The sequence below is a fragment of the Desulfocurvibacter africanus subsp. africanus DSM 2603 genome, assembly GCF_000422545.1.
GTDB classification, from domain to species: domain Bacteria; phylum Desulfobacterota; class Desulfovibrionia; order Desulfovibrionales; family Desulfovibrionaceae; genus Desulfocurvibacter; species Desulfocurvibacter africanus.
This window is the reverse complement of the sequence record NZ_AULZ01000015.1, coordinates 23,963-38,407: the sequence shown is the minus strand read 5'-3', so window position 1 is coordinate 38,407 and position 14,445 is coordinate 23,963. Positions and strand designations below refer to the sequence as shown.

The 14,445-nt window shown below is 59.9% G+C and carries 16 protein-coding genes; 7 read left to right on the top strand and 9 right to left on the bottom strand.

Annotated features, from left to right (window positions below; genetic code table 11):
• Positions 1-202: 202 nt before the first annotated feature.
• The 4 genes from H585_RS0111325 (at position 203) to H585_RS0111310 (ending at position 4,383) form a co-directional block, all read left to right on the top strand.
• Positions 203-1,894 carry a glutamine--tRNA ligase/YqeY domain fusion protein gene (locus H585_RS0111325; protein ID WP_034627879.1) on the top strand — a complete coding sequence of 564 codons (1,692 nt, stop codon included), beginning with the start codon at positions 203-205 and terminating at the stop codon, positions 1,892-1,894.
• Positions 1,895-2,242: 348 nt separating this feature from the next.
• Positions 2,243-2,557 (top strand): RNA recognition motif domain-containing protein, encoded by a 315-nt coding sequence (locus tag H585_RS0111320; protein ID WP_005985282.1) that lies wholly within the window; start codon positions 2,243-2,245, stop codon positions 2,555-2,557.
• A gap of 276 nt (positions 2,558-2,833) precedes the next feature.
• Entirely contained in the window at positions 2,834-3,451 is a 618-nt protein-coding gene (locus H585_RS0111315; RefSeq protein ID WP_027367896.1) for a 3D domain-containing protein, read from the top strand.
• 362 nt (positions 3,452-3,813) lie between these two features.
• A complete protein-coding gene (locus H585_RS0111310; protein ID WP_027367895.1) occupies positions 3,814-4,383 on the top strand; it encodes a 3D domain-containing protein in 570 nt (189 codons plus the stop codon).
• A gap of 67 nt (positions 4,384-4,450) precedes the next feature.
• Here the strand turns inward: H585_RS0111310 and H585_RS0111305 are convergent, their stop codons facing one another.
• From H585_RS0111305 to H585_RS0111290, 3 genes are all read right to left on the bottom strand, one after another.
• Positions 4,451-5,374, bottom strand: coding sequence for a branched-chain amino acid transaminase (locus H585_RS0111305; RefSeq protein WP_027367894.1), 924 nt, complete (start codon positions 5,372-5,374; stop codon positions 4,451-4,453).
• A 130-nt stretch (positions 5,375-5,504) separates the two neighbouring features.
• Positions 5,505-5,825, bottom strand: a complete 321-nt coding sequence (locus H585_RS0111295) for a DsrE family protein (protein ID WP_244432527.1) — start codon at positions 5,823-5,825, stop codon at positions 5,505-5,507.
• A gap of 138 nt (positions 5,826-5,963) precedes the next feature.
• A complete protein-coding gene (locus H585_RS0111290; RefSeq protein ID WP_138708183.1) occupies positions 5,964-6,659 on the bottom strand; it encodes a hypothetical protein in 696 nt (231 codons plus the stop codon).
• A 992-nt stretch (positions 6,660-7,651) separates the two neighbouring features.
• On the opposite strand from H585_RS0111290, the gene H585_RS0111280 reads away from it, so the two are divergent.
• On the top strand, positions 7,652-8,314 hold the full coding sequence (locus H585_RS0111280; RefSeq protein WP_211221626.1) for a hypothetical protein: 663 nt from the start codon (positions 7,652-7,654) through the stop codon (positions 8,312-8,314).
• Positions 8,315-8,521: 207 nt separating this feature from the next.
• Here the strand turns inward: H585_RS0111280 and H585_RS23480 are convergent, their stop codons facing one another.
• The 5 genes from H585_RS23480 to H585_RS0111255 form a co-directional block, all read right to left on the bottom strand.
• Positions 8,522-8,674, bottom strand: coding sequence for a hypothetical protein (locus tag H585_RS23480; protein ID WP_169432901.1), 153 nt, complete (start codon positions 8,672-8,674; stop codon positions 8,522-8,524).
• Between the two features lie 167 nt (positions 8,675-8,841).
• Positions 8,842-9,828, bottom strand: a complete 987-nt coding sequence (locus tag H585_RS0111270) for a DMT family transporter (protein WP_027367890.1) — start codon at positions 9,826-9,828, stop codon at positions 8,842-8,844.
• A 153-nt stretch (positions 9,829-9,981) separates the two neighbouring features.
• Entirely contained in the window at positions 9,982-10,821 is an 840-nt protein-coding gene (locus H585_RS0111265) for an AraC family transcriptional regulator (RefSeq protein WP_027367889.1), read from the bottom strand.
• Between the two features lie 220 nt (positions 10,822-11,041).
• Positions 11,042-11,425 (bottom strand): cupin domain-containing protein, encoded by a 384-nt coding sequence (locus H585_RS0111260; protein ID WP_027367888.1) that lies wholly within the window; start codon positions 11,423-11,425, stop codon positions 11,042-11,044.
• Between the two features lie 89 nt (positions 11,426-11,514).
• Positions 11,515-12,384, bottom strand: coding sequence for an AraC family transcriptional regulator (locus H585_RS0111255; RefSeq protein WP_027367887.1), 870 nt, complete (start codon positions 12,382-12,384; stop codon positions 11,515-11,517).
• A 175-nt stretch (positions 12,385-12,559) separates the two neighbouring features.
• On the opposite strand from H585_RS0111255, the gene H585_RS23475 reads away from it, so the two are divergent.
• Complete coding sequence (locus tag H585_RS23475) at positions 12,560-12,715, top strand: hypothetical protein (RefSeq protein WP_169432900.1); 156 nt, start codon at positions 12,560-12,562, stop codon at positions 12,713-12,715.
• A 247-nt stretch (positions 12,716-12,962) separates the two neighbouring features.
• On the opposite strand, the gene H585_RS0111245 is transcribed toward H585_RS23475, so the two are convergent.
• Complete coding sequence (locus H585_RS0111245; RefSeq protein ID WP_138708181.1) at positions 12,963-13,187, bottom strand: hypothetical protein; 225 nt, start codon at positions 13,185-13,187, stop codon at positions 12,963-12,965.
• Between the two features lie 166 nt (positions 13,188-13,353).
• Here H585_RS0111245 and H585_RS0111240 point away from each other — a divergent pair, with 166 nt between their 5' ends.
• Positions 13,354-14,301: a bile acid:sodium symporter family protein gene (locus H585_RS0111240; protein ID WP_027367885.1), complete on the top strand. Its 948-nt coding sequence runs from the start codon at positions 13,354-13,356 to the stop codon at positions 14,299-14,301.
• Positions 14,302-14,445 lie beyond the last annotated feature (144 nt).

Below are 14,445 nucleotides of genomic sequence, written 5' to 3'. Positions count from 1 at the left end.
CCGTATTCCCGACCCATCATTAGCAGCCTGCTGAAAACAGGCTGTGCGGGCCAGAATGGCCCGCCGGATGCGAAGCATCCGTGAGCAATGCTTGAGCTTTGCTCAAGCATTGCGGAGTTGAAAATAGCCAGGACGGCTTTTTTCAACAGTCAGTTAAGGCCTGGGCCCTGAACCCAGGACTGCAGCAACAAAAGGACCTCCCATGACCCAGCCCATTGAAACGGCTCCGGCACCGGCGCCCAAGAACTTCATCCGTGAGATCATCGACGAGGATCTGCGCAGCGGCAAGCACACGACCATCGTCACGCGCTTCCCGCCCGAGCCCAACGGCTACCTGCACCTCGGTCACGCCAAGTCCATCTGCCTCAACTTCGGGCTCGCTCGCGATTACGGCGGCAGCTGCCACCTGCGCTTCGACGACACCAACCCGCTCAAGGAAGAGGAAGAGTACGTCGAGTCCATCAAGGCCGACGTGCGCTGGCTCGGTTTCGACTGGGGCGAGCACCTCTATTACGCATCCAATTATTTCGAGCAGCTCTACGAGCACGCAGTAAAGCTCATCAAGCTCGACAAGGCCTATGTAGACTCGCTCTCCGCCGAAGAAATCCGCGAGCACCGGGGCACGCTCACCCAGCCCGGCCGCAACTCCCCCTATCGCGAGCGCAGCATCGAGGAGAACCTGGACCTGTTCGCGCGCATGCGCGCGGGCGAGTTCCCGGACGGCGCGCACGTGCTGCGGGCCAAGATCGACATGAAGAGTGCCAACGTGGTCATGCGCGACCCGACCCTGTGGCGCATCCGCCACGCCGAGCACCATCGCACCGGAAACAAGTGGTGCATCTACCCGATGTACGACTACACGCACTGCATCTCGGACTCCATCGAGGGCGTGACGCACTCCCTGTGCACCCTGGAGTTCGAGAACAACCGCGAGCTGTACGACTGGGTGCTGGATACCCTTGGCCTCTTCCACTCGCGACAGTACGAGTTCGCGCGCCTGAACATGACCTATGTGGTGGTCAGCAAGCGCAAGCTCATCCAGCTCGTCAAGGAAGGCTACGTGCGCGGCTGGGACGACCCGCGCATGCCGACCCTCACGGGCATCCGCCGCCGGGGTTACACGCCCGAGTCCATCCGCATGTTCATCGAGCGCATCGGCCTGGCCCGCTCCGAGAACGTGGTGGAGATCGAGCAGCTCGAAGCCTGCGTGCGCGAGCACTTGAACGACACGGCTCCGCGCATGATGGGCGTGGTCAAACCGCTCAAGGTGACCATCGAGAATTATCCCGAGGGCCAGGTCGAATGGTTCGAGTTTCAGAACCATCCCGAGAAGCCCGAAATGGGCACGCGCCAGGTGCCCTTCTCGCGCACCCTGTACATCGAGCGCGACGACTTCAAGGAAGACGCGCACAGGAAGTGGTTCCGCCTTGCTCCGGGCAAGGAAGTTCGCCTGCGCTACGCCTACTACGTGACCTGCAAGGAAGTCGTGAAGGACGCAAGCGGCGAGATCACGGAGCTGATCTGCACCTACGACCCGCAGACGCGCGGCGGCTGGTCCCAGGACGGCCGCAAGGTCAAGGGCACCCTGCACTGGCTCAGCGCGGCCCATGCCGTGCCCGCCGAAGTCCGCCTGTACGACCGCCTGTTCAGCGTGCCCAATCCGCTGGCGGACAAGGACAAGGAGTTCCTGGAGCTGATCAACCCGAACGCTCTTGAGATCGTGCACGGCTTTGTCGAGCCCGCGCTGGGCCAGGCCGAGCCTGGCTATCGCTGCCAGTTCGAGCGCATCGGCTATTTCTGCTGCGATCCGGACTCCAGGCCCGGCAAGCCCGTGTACAATAGAACCGTGGGTCTCAAGGACACCTGGGCCAAGATCGAGAAGAAGGACGAGTAACGCAGGCGACGTTCAGCACTCTGATCCGAGGTCGACGCCTCATGATATCTCAAGGCGGAGGGCAATGCTCTCCGCCTTTTCGCGTTGAACTATTTCGGCTTTTTGCCTCGCATTATAAAGTGGCTGTCCCGCTGTTTTTCTCGGCCAGGCCTTGCCCTGCTTGCATGTCCCTTCAATTTCAGAAAATAGTTACCAGAAATACGTTTTTCCTCTTGCAAGTTTTTCGTGAAGGTCTTATTTTCCCCGCCAGTTGAATTCGCGCAGTATTCGAGTCGATTCTTGGACAAGCCGTGCTTCGCTCCAGATGACTACGAAGAATGCGGAAAATTTCGAATGGAGCACAGCTCGATGACCAAGAATCTGTACGTCGGCAACCTGCCTTTTACCGCCACCGAGGACGACATCCGCAACCTGTTTGCCACCCATGGCAACGTTAACTCCGTGAAGCTCATCTCGGACCGCGAGACGGGCCGTCCCCGCGGCTTCGGTTTCGTGGAAATGGATGCCGACGGCGCCACTTCTGCTGAGCAGGCTTTGAACGGCGCCAGCTTTGGCGGCCGCACCCTCAAAGTGAACGAGGCCCAGCAGAAGCCCCGTCGCGAAGGCGGCAGCGGCGGCGGCTTCGGCGGCGGAGCCGGCGGCCAGCGTCGCGAGCGCTGGTAGTCGCAGGCGCGGACTAAGCGCACGCATAGGCTATCCCAAGCCCCGTCCGGTCAGCCGGACGGGGCTTTTTTTCGCCCCTCGGCTTTCTCCTTCCTCATCCCTTTCCATAGCGCTAACTCCCCCCGATGCGCAGCCGCTGCATACCCGCAGTGATGCGGCATATCGGCATACCTGCTGCATTACCTACGCAAGACACATCCGTGAGCCTGCTTTGCGGACGATACTTGCACATCGCGCCCACCTCGTGCGCACCAACCACATTGAGGAAGCGCTGCCATGAACGGTCCGCTCTTTCGCTTTCTGCTTCTGCTGGGTCTGTCCTGCATGCTGCTCGTCCTGCATGTATGCGCCAGCATGGCCGCGCCTCCACCCTCTGTGCCTCGTGACAAACTTCCACACACATCCGACCGATCCAGTCCGTCCAAGCAGCCTGTCCAACCTCAACCCGAGACGAACGGCTCTCCGGCCGGCGCGACCAAGCGGACCCTTGCGGTAACGGCCACGGCCTACACCTCTCACCGCTACCAAACCAACCAGAATCCCTCTCTCGCCGCCTGGGGCGACACGCTGAAGCCAGGCATGCGATGCATCGCCGTATCGCGTGATTTGCTCAAAATGGGGCTGACGCGCAACACGCCCGTGCGGATTAAGGGATTACCTGGAGTGTACCTGGTCAAGGACAAGCTGCACAAGCGCTGGACCAAGCGCATCGACATCTATCATGGGCTGGACGTGCAGGCCGCGAAGCAGTGGGGAAAGAGAAAGGTGCTGATTGAATGGCTGGAGGCGACTGCGGAATTGAAGCCTGCTCCAATTCCCGCGATCCGCCACTTCCTTTACTTCCAATCCACCCATCGACCTCCCCCATACCCTTTTCATGGGGCTCTTCAATAGAGCATTTTGCTTTTGAAAATGCTCTGCAAACCATGCGGCGGCATGGTTTGCCGCCGTGTAGGCGTAGGCGCAATTCACTTGCGCCGTCAACGCCGGAGAGGGCGTCTTAAAAGCAATCTGCTCTAGATCCACGCGGACAATCCACCAGTTTTGCCGGGATAGTCAGCACGCACTTTTGATCCGCCACGCGATCGGCTCTGACGAACCACGCCCCTACAGGCCTGCATCGTGTTTTCCGCGGTCTCTATTCGGCACACCTGCTGCACTACTACCCGCAAAACACGTCCGCAGACCCGTTTCGCGGACGATACCTGCACATCGCGCCCAACTCGTGCGCACAAACACATCGAGGAAGCGCTGCCATGAACGGTTCGCTATCACGTTTCCGGCTTTTACTGAGCCTGTCCTGCATGCTGCTCGTCCTGAATGCCTGTTCCACGCTCACCGCGCCACCCGCTGAGCCCATGCCTGCCAAGCCTGCCATCATACCCTCCGCCCCGCCAGACAGCGTGGCGTCCAAACCAGCACGCCCAAAGCCCGCCCCCAGCGAATCCCTGGCCAAGAAGTCCAAGCAGCGCGCGCTCACTGTCACGGCCACGGCCTACACCTCGCACCGCGGACAGACCGACAGTACGCCCGACATCGCGGCCTGGGGTGACAGGCTCAAGCCCGGCATGAAGTGCATCGCCGTGTCCCGCGACCTCATCAAGCTGGGTCTCAAGCACAATACGCCCGTGAGGATCAAGGGCCTGCCCGGCATCTATCTGGTCAAGGACAAGTTGAACAAACGCTACGCCAAGCGGATCGACATCTATCACGGAAAGGACATCAAGGCCGCCAGGCGCTGGGGAAAAAAGAAGGTTCAGATCGAATGGGGCCACCACATCCTGGAGGCCGAATCAGAGAAGACTGCGCTCGAGAAAGATGCATAGCCCCAAAAGACGAACGGGAGAAAGCGTTGCCGCTTCCCCCCGTTGTGTGAAATCGCCGACTTGCAGACTACAGGCTGTAGTAATGCAGCCAGGACTCGTATTTCTTGTTTTCGCCCTTGACCACCTTGAAGTACTCGGTCTGAAGCTTCTTGCCCACGGGACCGGCCTTGCCTTCGCCGATGACGCGGCGGTCCACTTCGCGGATGGGCGTGATCTCGGCCGCGGTGCCGGTGAAAAAGGCCTCGTCGGCCACGTAGAGGTAGTCGCGGGTGAAGCGCTCCTCGACGACCTTGTAGCCCAGGTCGGCGGCCAGGGTCATGACCGAGTTGCGCGTGATGCCCTCCAGGATGGAGGTCAGTGGCGGGGTCTTGAGGTAGCCCGAGCGCACGAGGAATATGTTTTCGCCCGAGCCTTCGGCCACATAGCCGTCGGGATCGAGCAGGACGGCCTCGTCGTAGCCGTTGGCCTTGGCTTCCATCTTGGCAAGCACCGAGTTCAGGTAATTGCCGCTGGCCTTGGCCTTGGTCATCATGATGTTCACGTGATGGCGGATATAGGAGGAGGTGGCCACACGGATGCCCTTCTCCAGGGCCTCGGCGCCCAGGTACGCGCCCCAGGGCCAGGTGGCGATGGCCACGCGGATGGGGTTATCGCCGGGATGCACGCCCATCATGCCGTCGCCGATGAAGACGATGGGCCGGATGTAGCCTTCGGCCATCTGATTGGCCTGCAGGGTCTCCACGATGGCCTTGATGATCGCCTCGCGGGTGTAGGGGATCGTTATGTGCAGGATCTTGGCCGAGTCGAAAAGCCGGTCCATGTGCTCCTTGAGGCGGAAGACAGCCGAACGGCCGTCCGTGCACTTGTAAGCCCGGATGCCCTCGAACACGCCCACGCCGTAGTGCAAGGTGTGGGTGAGCACATGCACGTTCGCTTCGCCCCAGGGGACTAGCTTGCCGTCGAACCAGATCTTATCGGACTTCTGAACCATGAGTGAAACCCCTTGGCAGGTCGGTTGGTTGGCTAAGAGATTCGAGAAAAGTAATAGTTAGGCCAAGGAGCAAGCAATGGTCAAGAGCGGCGCGGGTCAATCAGGCCAAGAGGGAAACCGCGCCTGGGCGTCAGTAGTTCAGTATTTTGTCAGCCTTCTGCACCTGCTCATAAAGAAATTTCATGTTGGACAAAGTGATGAGTCCGTTCTCCTCCACGCCGTGGAGGGCCATGCACTTGCCTCAGGCAGCCAACACGCCTTCGGAAAGCGTGAACAGCTTGGCCTGTTCGGCGATGGGGAATGTCTCGCAGTCGCCGACCAGCAGGTCGGTTGCCCCGCCATTGAGGAAAACAGTTACCTCCTCGCCCTCGTTGAGCAGGAAATTGCCCAAGCGCAAGGCATTCCATTTGATCTCGGGATCCTGGCTGGACAGCACGATGAGTATTTGCATTACCGATAACCTCCAGTGAATTGCATAGATTTTATCTATGCAAATGCACGGATGATGGCAACGTTGGCGGCCAAACCCGGGTACTCCGTTGAAGGCTATCGACGGAGCTCGGCTGTAAGGCGGCAGCCGCCTCAAGCTTCAACTGTTCACCGATACTATGTACACGAATATTCCGAGGATATCGGCGAGATTTTGCAATTCAGCAGGGAGGTCCCTTTCGGTTACGAGCACTGCGCGTGCTGTTGGTGGCAAAAGTGCCGCCTTTTGCTCAGACCGGAGCAATGCCTGATACTTTATTGCCTGAAACAGTCCGCGGTTGATATCAGCGTCATTGGAAATGTTGGATTTGACTTCAACGCCAAGATATCCGTTCTCAGTCTCGAATACGACATCCGCTTTATCGCCAGTAGCGAACAGGTATTCCTTGCGACAGTTCCTGCAATTGCGTGGGAGGCCTACAACGTGCGGATTTGTTGCGACGAAATCCTTCAAGGCTTTATGTTCCTTGCTCTCCCCCTCGGAAGACCAACCCCCTCTCACCGGTGGCGCAATCTCGTCATGGTCCGCTGCTTCATCTGCTAGGCCGTCTCGGACAGGCCGCAGGCCATACTTCTTCAGGATTTCATCCCAGCGGCCATAAGAAAAGATTTCCCCTTGAATCTCGTCGACAACGGCTCGCTTCTCGTCTTCCGACATATAGTCAACGTTTTCAGACTTGGAATATCTTCTCAGGTAGTAATTTACCCCTCTGCCGGGAAGACCATCCTTTGCATTGACTACTAGAGCATTGAGAGGCGGTATCGGCTCGCCCCACTCTGCTCCTGTTTCGATCAAGGCATCTCCGATTGCTCCCGCAGGATATCCATACTGAACAGCCATGACATGATGCCCAAGCCCCCTGTTCACAATCTCCCGATCAAGCCGGCCATAGGTGATAGCTCTACCGTTCTTGGCGCACCATATGAGCAGGGGTAGCGCATTGCGGGCAGTGACCGCTGTCCATTTGTCGCCTTGCAAGGCTTATGGAAGAGGCATTGTCTCTCCTTTTTATATTTAGGAGTATGATAGATTGTCTTGGCTAGATCAATTTCATGGAGCTCCGTAGATATGTGAGCAAAAATAAATACGCAACCTCACAGAAACCTTATCAGAATGCACATTTAGCAATCCAGCATCTGCCTGGTTTAGCCATCATGTTGGCCCTCTACCTGTCATATCTGCCGAGTGTCTATCTCCTGCTTCTGCAGTTGCCTCCATCTGGAGACAGCCAAAGTGTCCGCCATGGGGCTGCTGCTCCTGCTGACCATGTTTTTCTTCCTACCTTGTTGGCCTAATTAGTTGCCCGCGCTGAACCTCTTCTGCTCCGCCAAGAGTTGCCACCGGCCATTGACTTTCAGGTTAGCATCTTCGGCCGGGCGAGATGCATGCTCTATGGCCGGAACACAAGCTGAAACGCGCTTGGAGAGCCATGTGCTCTTGTCTTACACCCGGAGGCCTGATGTAGGGCTGGAAAGACGTTCATAAAAAGTAGAGAAGCTGGCTCCCCGCTACGTGCAAAACACGTCTTTCAACGCTCAAGGCAATGCTAAATAGCTTTTATTGATTGCTCCCAATCATTTGCCTATAACTCCAAAAAAGGAGGATTAACCATGAGGCAAGCTCTTCTCTGCGCGCTCGTGCTCTTGCTGGCCGGATGCGGGCTCTCCAGGCAGGAGCGGCTGCTGTCAATGGAGCAGCCGTCATACACCGGACATGTCTCCCCCATCACGGTCCCGCAGGCATTCCGCTACAAGCCCGCCTCTTCAGCCATGCTCTTCGAGCTGCGCATGTATACGCGGAACCTGCTGACGGGCGAGGAAACCTTCACGGATTTCGAGATGGACATGGAGTCCCGTGCCGAGCAGTCCGGCGACAAGCTGCTCTGGACAACGACAAGCCACAAGCTGACCCGGAACGGGAAAACAATGCATGCCGATATCCCCATCTTTATTTGCCGGATTCTGACTGACGCTCTGGGCAATGTGCACGAATATGAAATCTCGCTGCCGGCCTTCGAGCGTAATGGCCTGAGACGGGGCAGTGCGGAATATGCGGAGCTGGTCGCCAGTTTCGATCCCAGGAAGAACATCGCTCCGCTGAATCCAAACGCCGTGAAAAGTGGTGATACTCTCCTGCATTTTGATTTCGGAGCATCCGCGGAAGTCTTCAAGCCGATAAATGGAAATGGTAAGATTCCTGAGATTCTCGATGGGTTCACCTACCATGAGGGCAGGAAATCCTTGCTTGTAAAAGGACATTTCGAGGAAAAGAGAGCAAGGCGGACGGCTGCGGACGGGCAAGGCCTGCCCTTTGACATGAGCTTGTCTTCCTATACCGTATTCGATGCTGAAACGATGCTCCCCTTGCTGGGGGAAGCCGGTATGGTTTTGAGCAACGAGGCGGAGTTCGGCAAGATGCACATCAGATACGTGACCAAGGCTGCACGCTAGGGGAGATTGCTTTTGAGGGGATCCAGGGGAATCATGTCCCTGGCGGGAGGGTCCGGGAGGGCAAAGCCCTTCCGGTTTTTGCCGGTTCTTGCGCAAAACGCTCTAAGTCCTGCAGAGGCCGTCAGCGATTATATTCCGCCCGCAAGCCCCTTGGGCCCGAATGGCCCGAGGCAAGGCGCCATGGCCTACGCGGAACGCGAACCGGGCTCAGAACGGCAGGGCCGCTTCGGCGGCCAAGCCCGTAAGCACGGCGTAGGCCACCAGAGCCAGTATGGCCCGCAGCAAGCCGAAGATGTCGTTACGGGGCGGATCGCCTCTTTCAAGACTGTACCGGCCGCTTGTGCGTGACTGCAGACCCATGCCAGCTCCTCCTGTGCACACCTTACGGCCTGCCGGGAGGGAGGCCGCGAGACTACACTGCCATAATGGCTTGGCCAGGCAATAGGCCGCAGGATCGAATCGCTGTCGGACCGAGTATTACGCAGGCATGAGGCTGGGCCGCCGCACTATCGGCTGAAGATGGGCTGTCAGCATTTCTCCGACTTACAGCTTTCGGCGCGTGCTTCTCTCGTGCGCAAGCCATTCGGATTGCCTGCGCCGAACCGCTTTGGAAGGCGCACGCCGGAGACGGCCAGGATGCCCGCCAGCACCAGTGCGCAGCCGACCAGCATGCCTGCCGTGGGCCTTTCGCCTAGTACCAGAGCCGACAGACCCACGGAGCTTAGGGGCAAAGCCGCCGTGGCCACGCCGGCCATGGAGCCGTCCACGCGCATCACGCCCCAGAACCAGAAGAAGTATGCGCCCACGGTGATGACCACTGCATACCAGACCACGGCCAGCCAGGCTTCCAGGCCGGCCACCGGCCAGCCGTAATGCCAGGCTTCCCACAGGCCGGCGGGCAGGAAGAAGGCCAAGCCCAGCAGCGACAAAAGCGTGGACACTGCCAGGGGCGACAAATGCCGCCTATCTTCGGGCAGGGCCTTGCGCACGAGCAGGAACAACGTTTCGCAGCCCACGGCGGCCAGGACCAGCAGGTTGCCGAGCACGGGCCGGGAAGCCAGCTCGCTTCCGCCCGCCACGCTGTCCAGGTTGATGGCCAGCACGCCGATCACGGCCAGAATGATGCCGGCCAGCGACCTGCCGCGCGGCCGCTCTCTGAAGAACAGCCAGGCGGCCAGGCCCATGAAGGCCGGAGTGGCGCTGGTGATGATGCCGGCCGAAGCCGGGCTGGTCAGGGCCAGGCCCTTGAGCAGGAACACGGTAAAGGCGAAGGAGCCAAGAAAGGACTGGGCCGTCAGCATGGCCCACGTGCGCCTGCCCAGCCTGGGCAGGCCACCCTCCACGAACAGCAGAGCGGGGACGAGCAAGGCCGAGGCCAGCGCGAAGCGCAGGGCCGAGCCCAGGAATACGGGCAGTTCCTCGACCATGAGCCGGCCGGCCACCACGGAGCTGCCCACCATGAACATGGCCAGCACCAGCGAACCCATGGAAGTGATACGGGATGAATCGCGCATGTACGCCTCCTAGAGCAGATTGCTTTAAAACGCCCGCTCCGGCGTTGACGGCGCAAGTGAATTGCGCCTACACCGAAGCTAGCGGCAAGCCATGCCGACGCATGGCTTGCAGAGCATTTTCAAAAGCAAAATGCTCTAATTGGAAGGCGTACCCTACTTGGCGATGGCTGGAGAATCTTGAACGATCTTGCGGTAACGTCCCGGAGTCAGGCCATGCCTACGTTTGAAGGCCCGAGTCAGGTGGCTCTGGTCCGCGAAGCCGGTCTCGGCAGCCACCTGGGCCAGGGGCAGCGGCCCGGCAAGCAGTTCCCGCGCGGACTGCACGCGAATCTGCACGAGATAGACGTGGGGAGTCAGGCCGGTCTCGCGCTCGAAAACGCGCAACAGATGAAAGGGGCTCAGCCGGGCGGTTTCGGCCAGCTCGGCAAGATGCAGGTCCTCGCGGTAACGTTCGTGGATGAGCTGACGCACCCGGCGCACGGCCCCACGCTCGTCGCCAAGCCTGGGCCAGCGCCAGAAGCCGTCGGCGTGTCGCTCCACCCAGGCCGCCAGCATGCGCCGCACGAGCGTTTCACCGGCCAGGGCAGGCGCGCCTGCCTGGGCGACTGTCGCGTGGGCACGCAGAATGTCTTGCGCCAAGTCGGGGTCGTGCAGCACACCGGAGCGGAAATGGGGCAAACTCGGGCGCGGGGCAAGGTCTCCGGCAACTTCCAGCAGGGCTTCCGGCGGCAGATAGAACATGCTGTAACTCCAGCCCTGCTCTCCGTCCGCCTGACCGTCGTGGGCCTCGCCGGGTATGACCAGGTTGATGCTGCCTGCGTCGGCGCGCAATGTCTCGCCGCGATAGCGGAAGCGCAGCGCGCCGCGCTCGATGACCCCTAGAGCATAGCCCTCATGCGTATGGCGGGAGAAGGTCTGGGTTACGTAGGTGGCGCGCAGCCACTCCACTCCGCCCAGGATCGGCAGGCGATTGAACTCGGCGCTTTCGCTCATGTCGGACAGTCGCTCATCGGCTCGGAGAAGTCCAGACGCCTGGGTGCCTATCCAAAAACCGCTAGATCCTGAAAACTCGTAACAAACTGACCATGTAGATCCCAAAGATCCGTCGTATGCAAAGCATCCCTAAGCTGCGAATGGGCTTTGCCCGACTATTGCCAAGCCTGCAATCCGTTACAGTGCCTTTTCAAGAGGCAGTCAAGACATACGGGGAGCTTCAGGCCGCCCTAATTATGGCATCCGTGCAGCCTGGCTCCAAACAAAGAGACTGCTGTGCGGCAAGCGGAGCATTGATGAGCAGATATTGCACAGTCCTGGCCGATGGATTGCGCACGTGCAACACGGTTGCCGGCGCGACTTCCAGGGCCTCTCCCTGCTCGACGCGCAGCTCGCTCTGCTCGCCGGCCACTCGCAGCACGCCGCAGAGCACGAAGAGGAATAACCTGCGTTCACCGGGAATAAGCATTTTCTCCATTGACTTTGGCTGTATGCGCTCCAGGCGTGAGCACAAGCCCGACTCAGTCAGGTGAGACCAGCCTTCCTCGGCCAGCCCCCAAAGATACAGCCCGGCCTCCGGCCGCTCGATCTTGCGTATGGACATGCGGTAATCCTTCATGGTTCGCGTATGGGCCGCAAGGCCCCTCCCATGAGCTTTTGCAAGGGAGGGGCCGCTTGCGCAGGCCGTCCGCGCTACTCCAAAGGCACGCATATCTCCGTTATCAATTTGTCCGCAGGTGTAATGCTCGGATCGGTGCGATAGATCTCGAAAGCGGGTTCGTCACGCGGTTTGAGGCCCTGCTCCGGCAGCCAACGGCCATAGAGTTCCTTGTAGGCCTGCTCCAAACCGCTGTAAGAGCCCACGTGCACGGCCACGGCATACTTTCCGCCGGGGATAGTCTTGATGCCGACTTCTCCTTCGCCCTGAACCGAGTCGGGCACACTCACGCAGGCGTCGAAACGCAGCAGCTCCGCCGGCGTGGAGGACGGCTCGTCATAGCTTACGCCGATGGCCAAGGTGTCCGGGCCGAGCAGGCCTTTCTGTCCGGCCCAGCCGCACAATTTCTGCCAGGCCGGCTCGCAGGCTGCATACGGTCCCACATGGCGCACACAGGCCACACTGATGGGCTCAAAAGTTTTGATGCTGATGTCCATGTCGATACCTCCAGGGGGCAGCAAGGGTATGAGTTCCAATGCATCGGGGGAAATTACCGGTTTCAGCCTGGACTGCTCGCGGAATTCGCTGGGCGACAAGCCGTACATGCTTCTAAACGCCCTGGTAAAAGACTCGTGCGCGCCATAGCCGGCCTCCAGGGCGATATCCACCACGGGATCTCCCGTATCGGACAGCCTTCGGGCAGCCCGGACCAGCTTCCTGCGCCGCACGTAGCCTGCCACGGTCATGCCCAGCATGGACCGGAACACGCGGTGGAAATGGAAGGCCGAGAAGCAGGCTTCGGCTGCCAGCTCCTCCAGAGGCAGATCGCGGTCCAGATTGGCGTCGATGTAGTTCATGACGCGCACCAGCCGCATGCGATAATCCACGCTACAGACCCTATTCATCGTTTCCCCCCGGAGACGAACCATACCTGCGGGTATCATGGACTGCTTGACGTTTCTTGCCATCTTCGACCAGTTTTATATGCATCAGCCATGATTCCACGACAATCCTTGCCGCAGCAATGCCGGGCAGATATGCTGTCTTTGACCGTCCTGCAATCCGCATAAGGAGGCGGCCATGTCCACGACCGTGTTCCTGCTCGTCATCCTGGCCATCGGCGTGCTCTACCTCATCTTTTTCAACCGCATGGAGGAACGTCGGGACCGGCGCGCGCCGCGCGAGGAGAACCCTATCCGCCGTTGGCTCACGGGCAAGCGCGATGACGAAGATTAGAATCCGCCTGACGCAAAGAGAAAACCCGCGTCATTTACAATCGTCTCCGCCAGGAATTGCATGGGAAAGGGTTCGCTCGGCCGATATATGTAAAAATCCGGGATTATTTAGAGCATTTTGCTTTTGAAAATGCTCTGCAAGCCATGCGTCGGCATGGCTTGCCGCCGCGTAGGCGTAGGCGCAATTCACTTGCGCCGTCAACGCCGGAGCGGGCGTCATAAAAGCAATCTGCCTTAGTAGCGTGGTCTTAGCAGCGCAGGACGTCCAGGATGAACTTATCCGCGAGGGTCTCCGGCAGGGTTTCACTGTTTGGGCACCGGCGGCTTCGGCTTCGCTTACAGCGCTGCTCGCGCGTCTGTGGCGGCGGATTGAATTCGCTATTGGTCATGGCTCGCGTGGGCAACGTCAACCCGGCCAGCAGGCTGCCCCTGCCGGCCAGGGAAGCCATCCCCCGTGTCGGTTTGCTAGGCAAGGCGGACCTCCCTATCGCACTGCTCCCCCAAAGGTCTTTTTAGTACTCCTCCACCGGTCACTCCCATTATTATCACTTCCAAGAGACTCGATCTGGCGGCTTTACACGCATGCCCATACAGTCTATGCAAGCCCACGATCCGCTTGGCTTTCCAACAGGAGATCCCATGTTAGCATCCGTGGCGGTCGCCATCGAACGTCTGTTTCTGCCCATCGCCCTGCTCTTCTCGGCCGTGGCCCTCTGGAGGCCCGAGGCCTTCACCTGGATCGCGCCGCATATTCCCGTAGGCCTGGGCATCATCATGTTCGGCATGGGCCTGACCCAGGACGTGGGCGACTTCACGGCAGCGGCCCGGCAATGGAAGGCCGTAACTCTTGGCGCGTTTCTCCAATTCAGCATCATGCCCCTTATGGCCCTGACCTTGGCTTGGCTTTTGCGGCTGCCGCCCGAGGCGGCTCTGGGGCTGGTCATCGTGGGAGCCTGCCCCGGCGGCACGGCCTCCAACGTCATCGTGTATCTGGGCCGGGGCAACGTGCCCCTGTCCGTGCTCATGACTACGGTCTCCACACTGCTGGCGCCGCTGGCCACGCCCGGCATCGTCTGGCTGCTCCTGGGCGAGCGAATCGACGTGCCGCTGGCGTCCATGGTGCGCTCCGTGGCCAGCATCGTGCTTTTCCCGGTCCTGGCCGGCCTGTTCGTGCGCAGCCGGGGCAGAACCCTGGCCAGGCATGCCCTGGAGCGGGTCGTGCGCGTGTTCCCCGCGATTTCCATCCTGACCATTTCGGCCATCATCGCATGCGTCATCGGCCTCAACCGCACCACGTTGCTTGGTTTTCCGGCGCTGGTCATACTGGCAGTGCTCCTGCACAACGGTCTGGGCTTTGGTTTGGGCTACTTCGGAGGGCGGTTGGCGGGTCTGTCCGTGCGCGACGCGCGCACCATGGGCGTGGAGGTGGGCATGCAGAACTCCGGGCTGGGCGTGACCCTGGCCATGCGCTATTTCGGAGCGGCCGTTGCTCTGCCCGGCGCGATATTCTCCCTGGCGCAGAACCTGACAGGCATCGTTTGGATCAAGTTCTGGAAGGCCATTCCACGACAGGATAAACCCGCGTAATCCGGACTGGCCGCTCCTCGAGGCGCGCCCGTGATTTGAAGTGACAAGAGCATTTTGCTTTTGAAAATGCTCGGCAAGCCATGCGTCGGCATGGCTTGCCGCCCCGCAGGCGTAGGCGGAATGTAATTCCGCCGTCAACGCCGA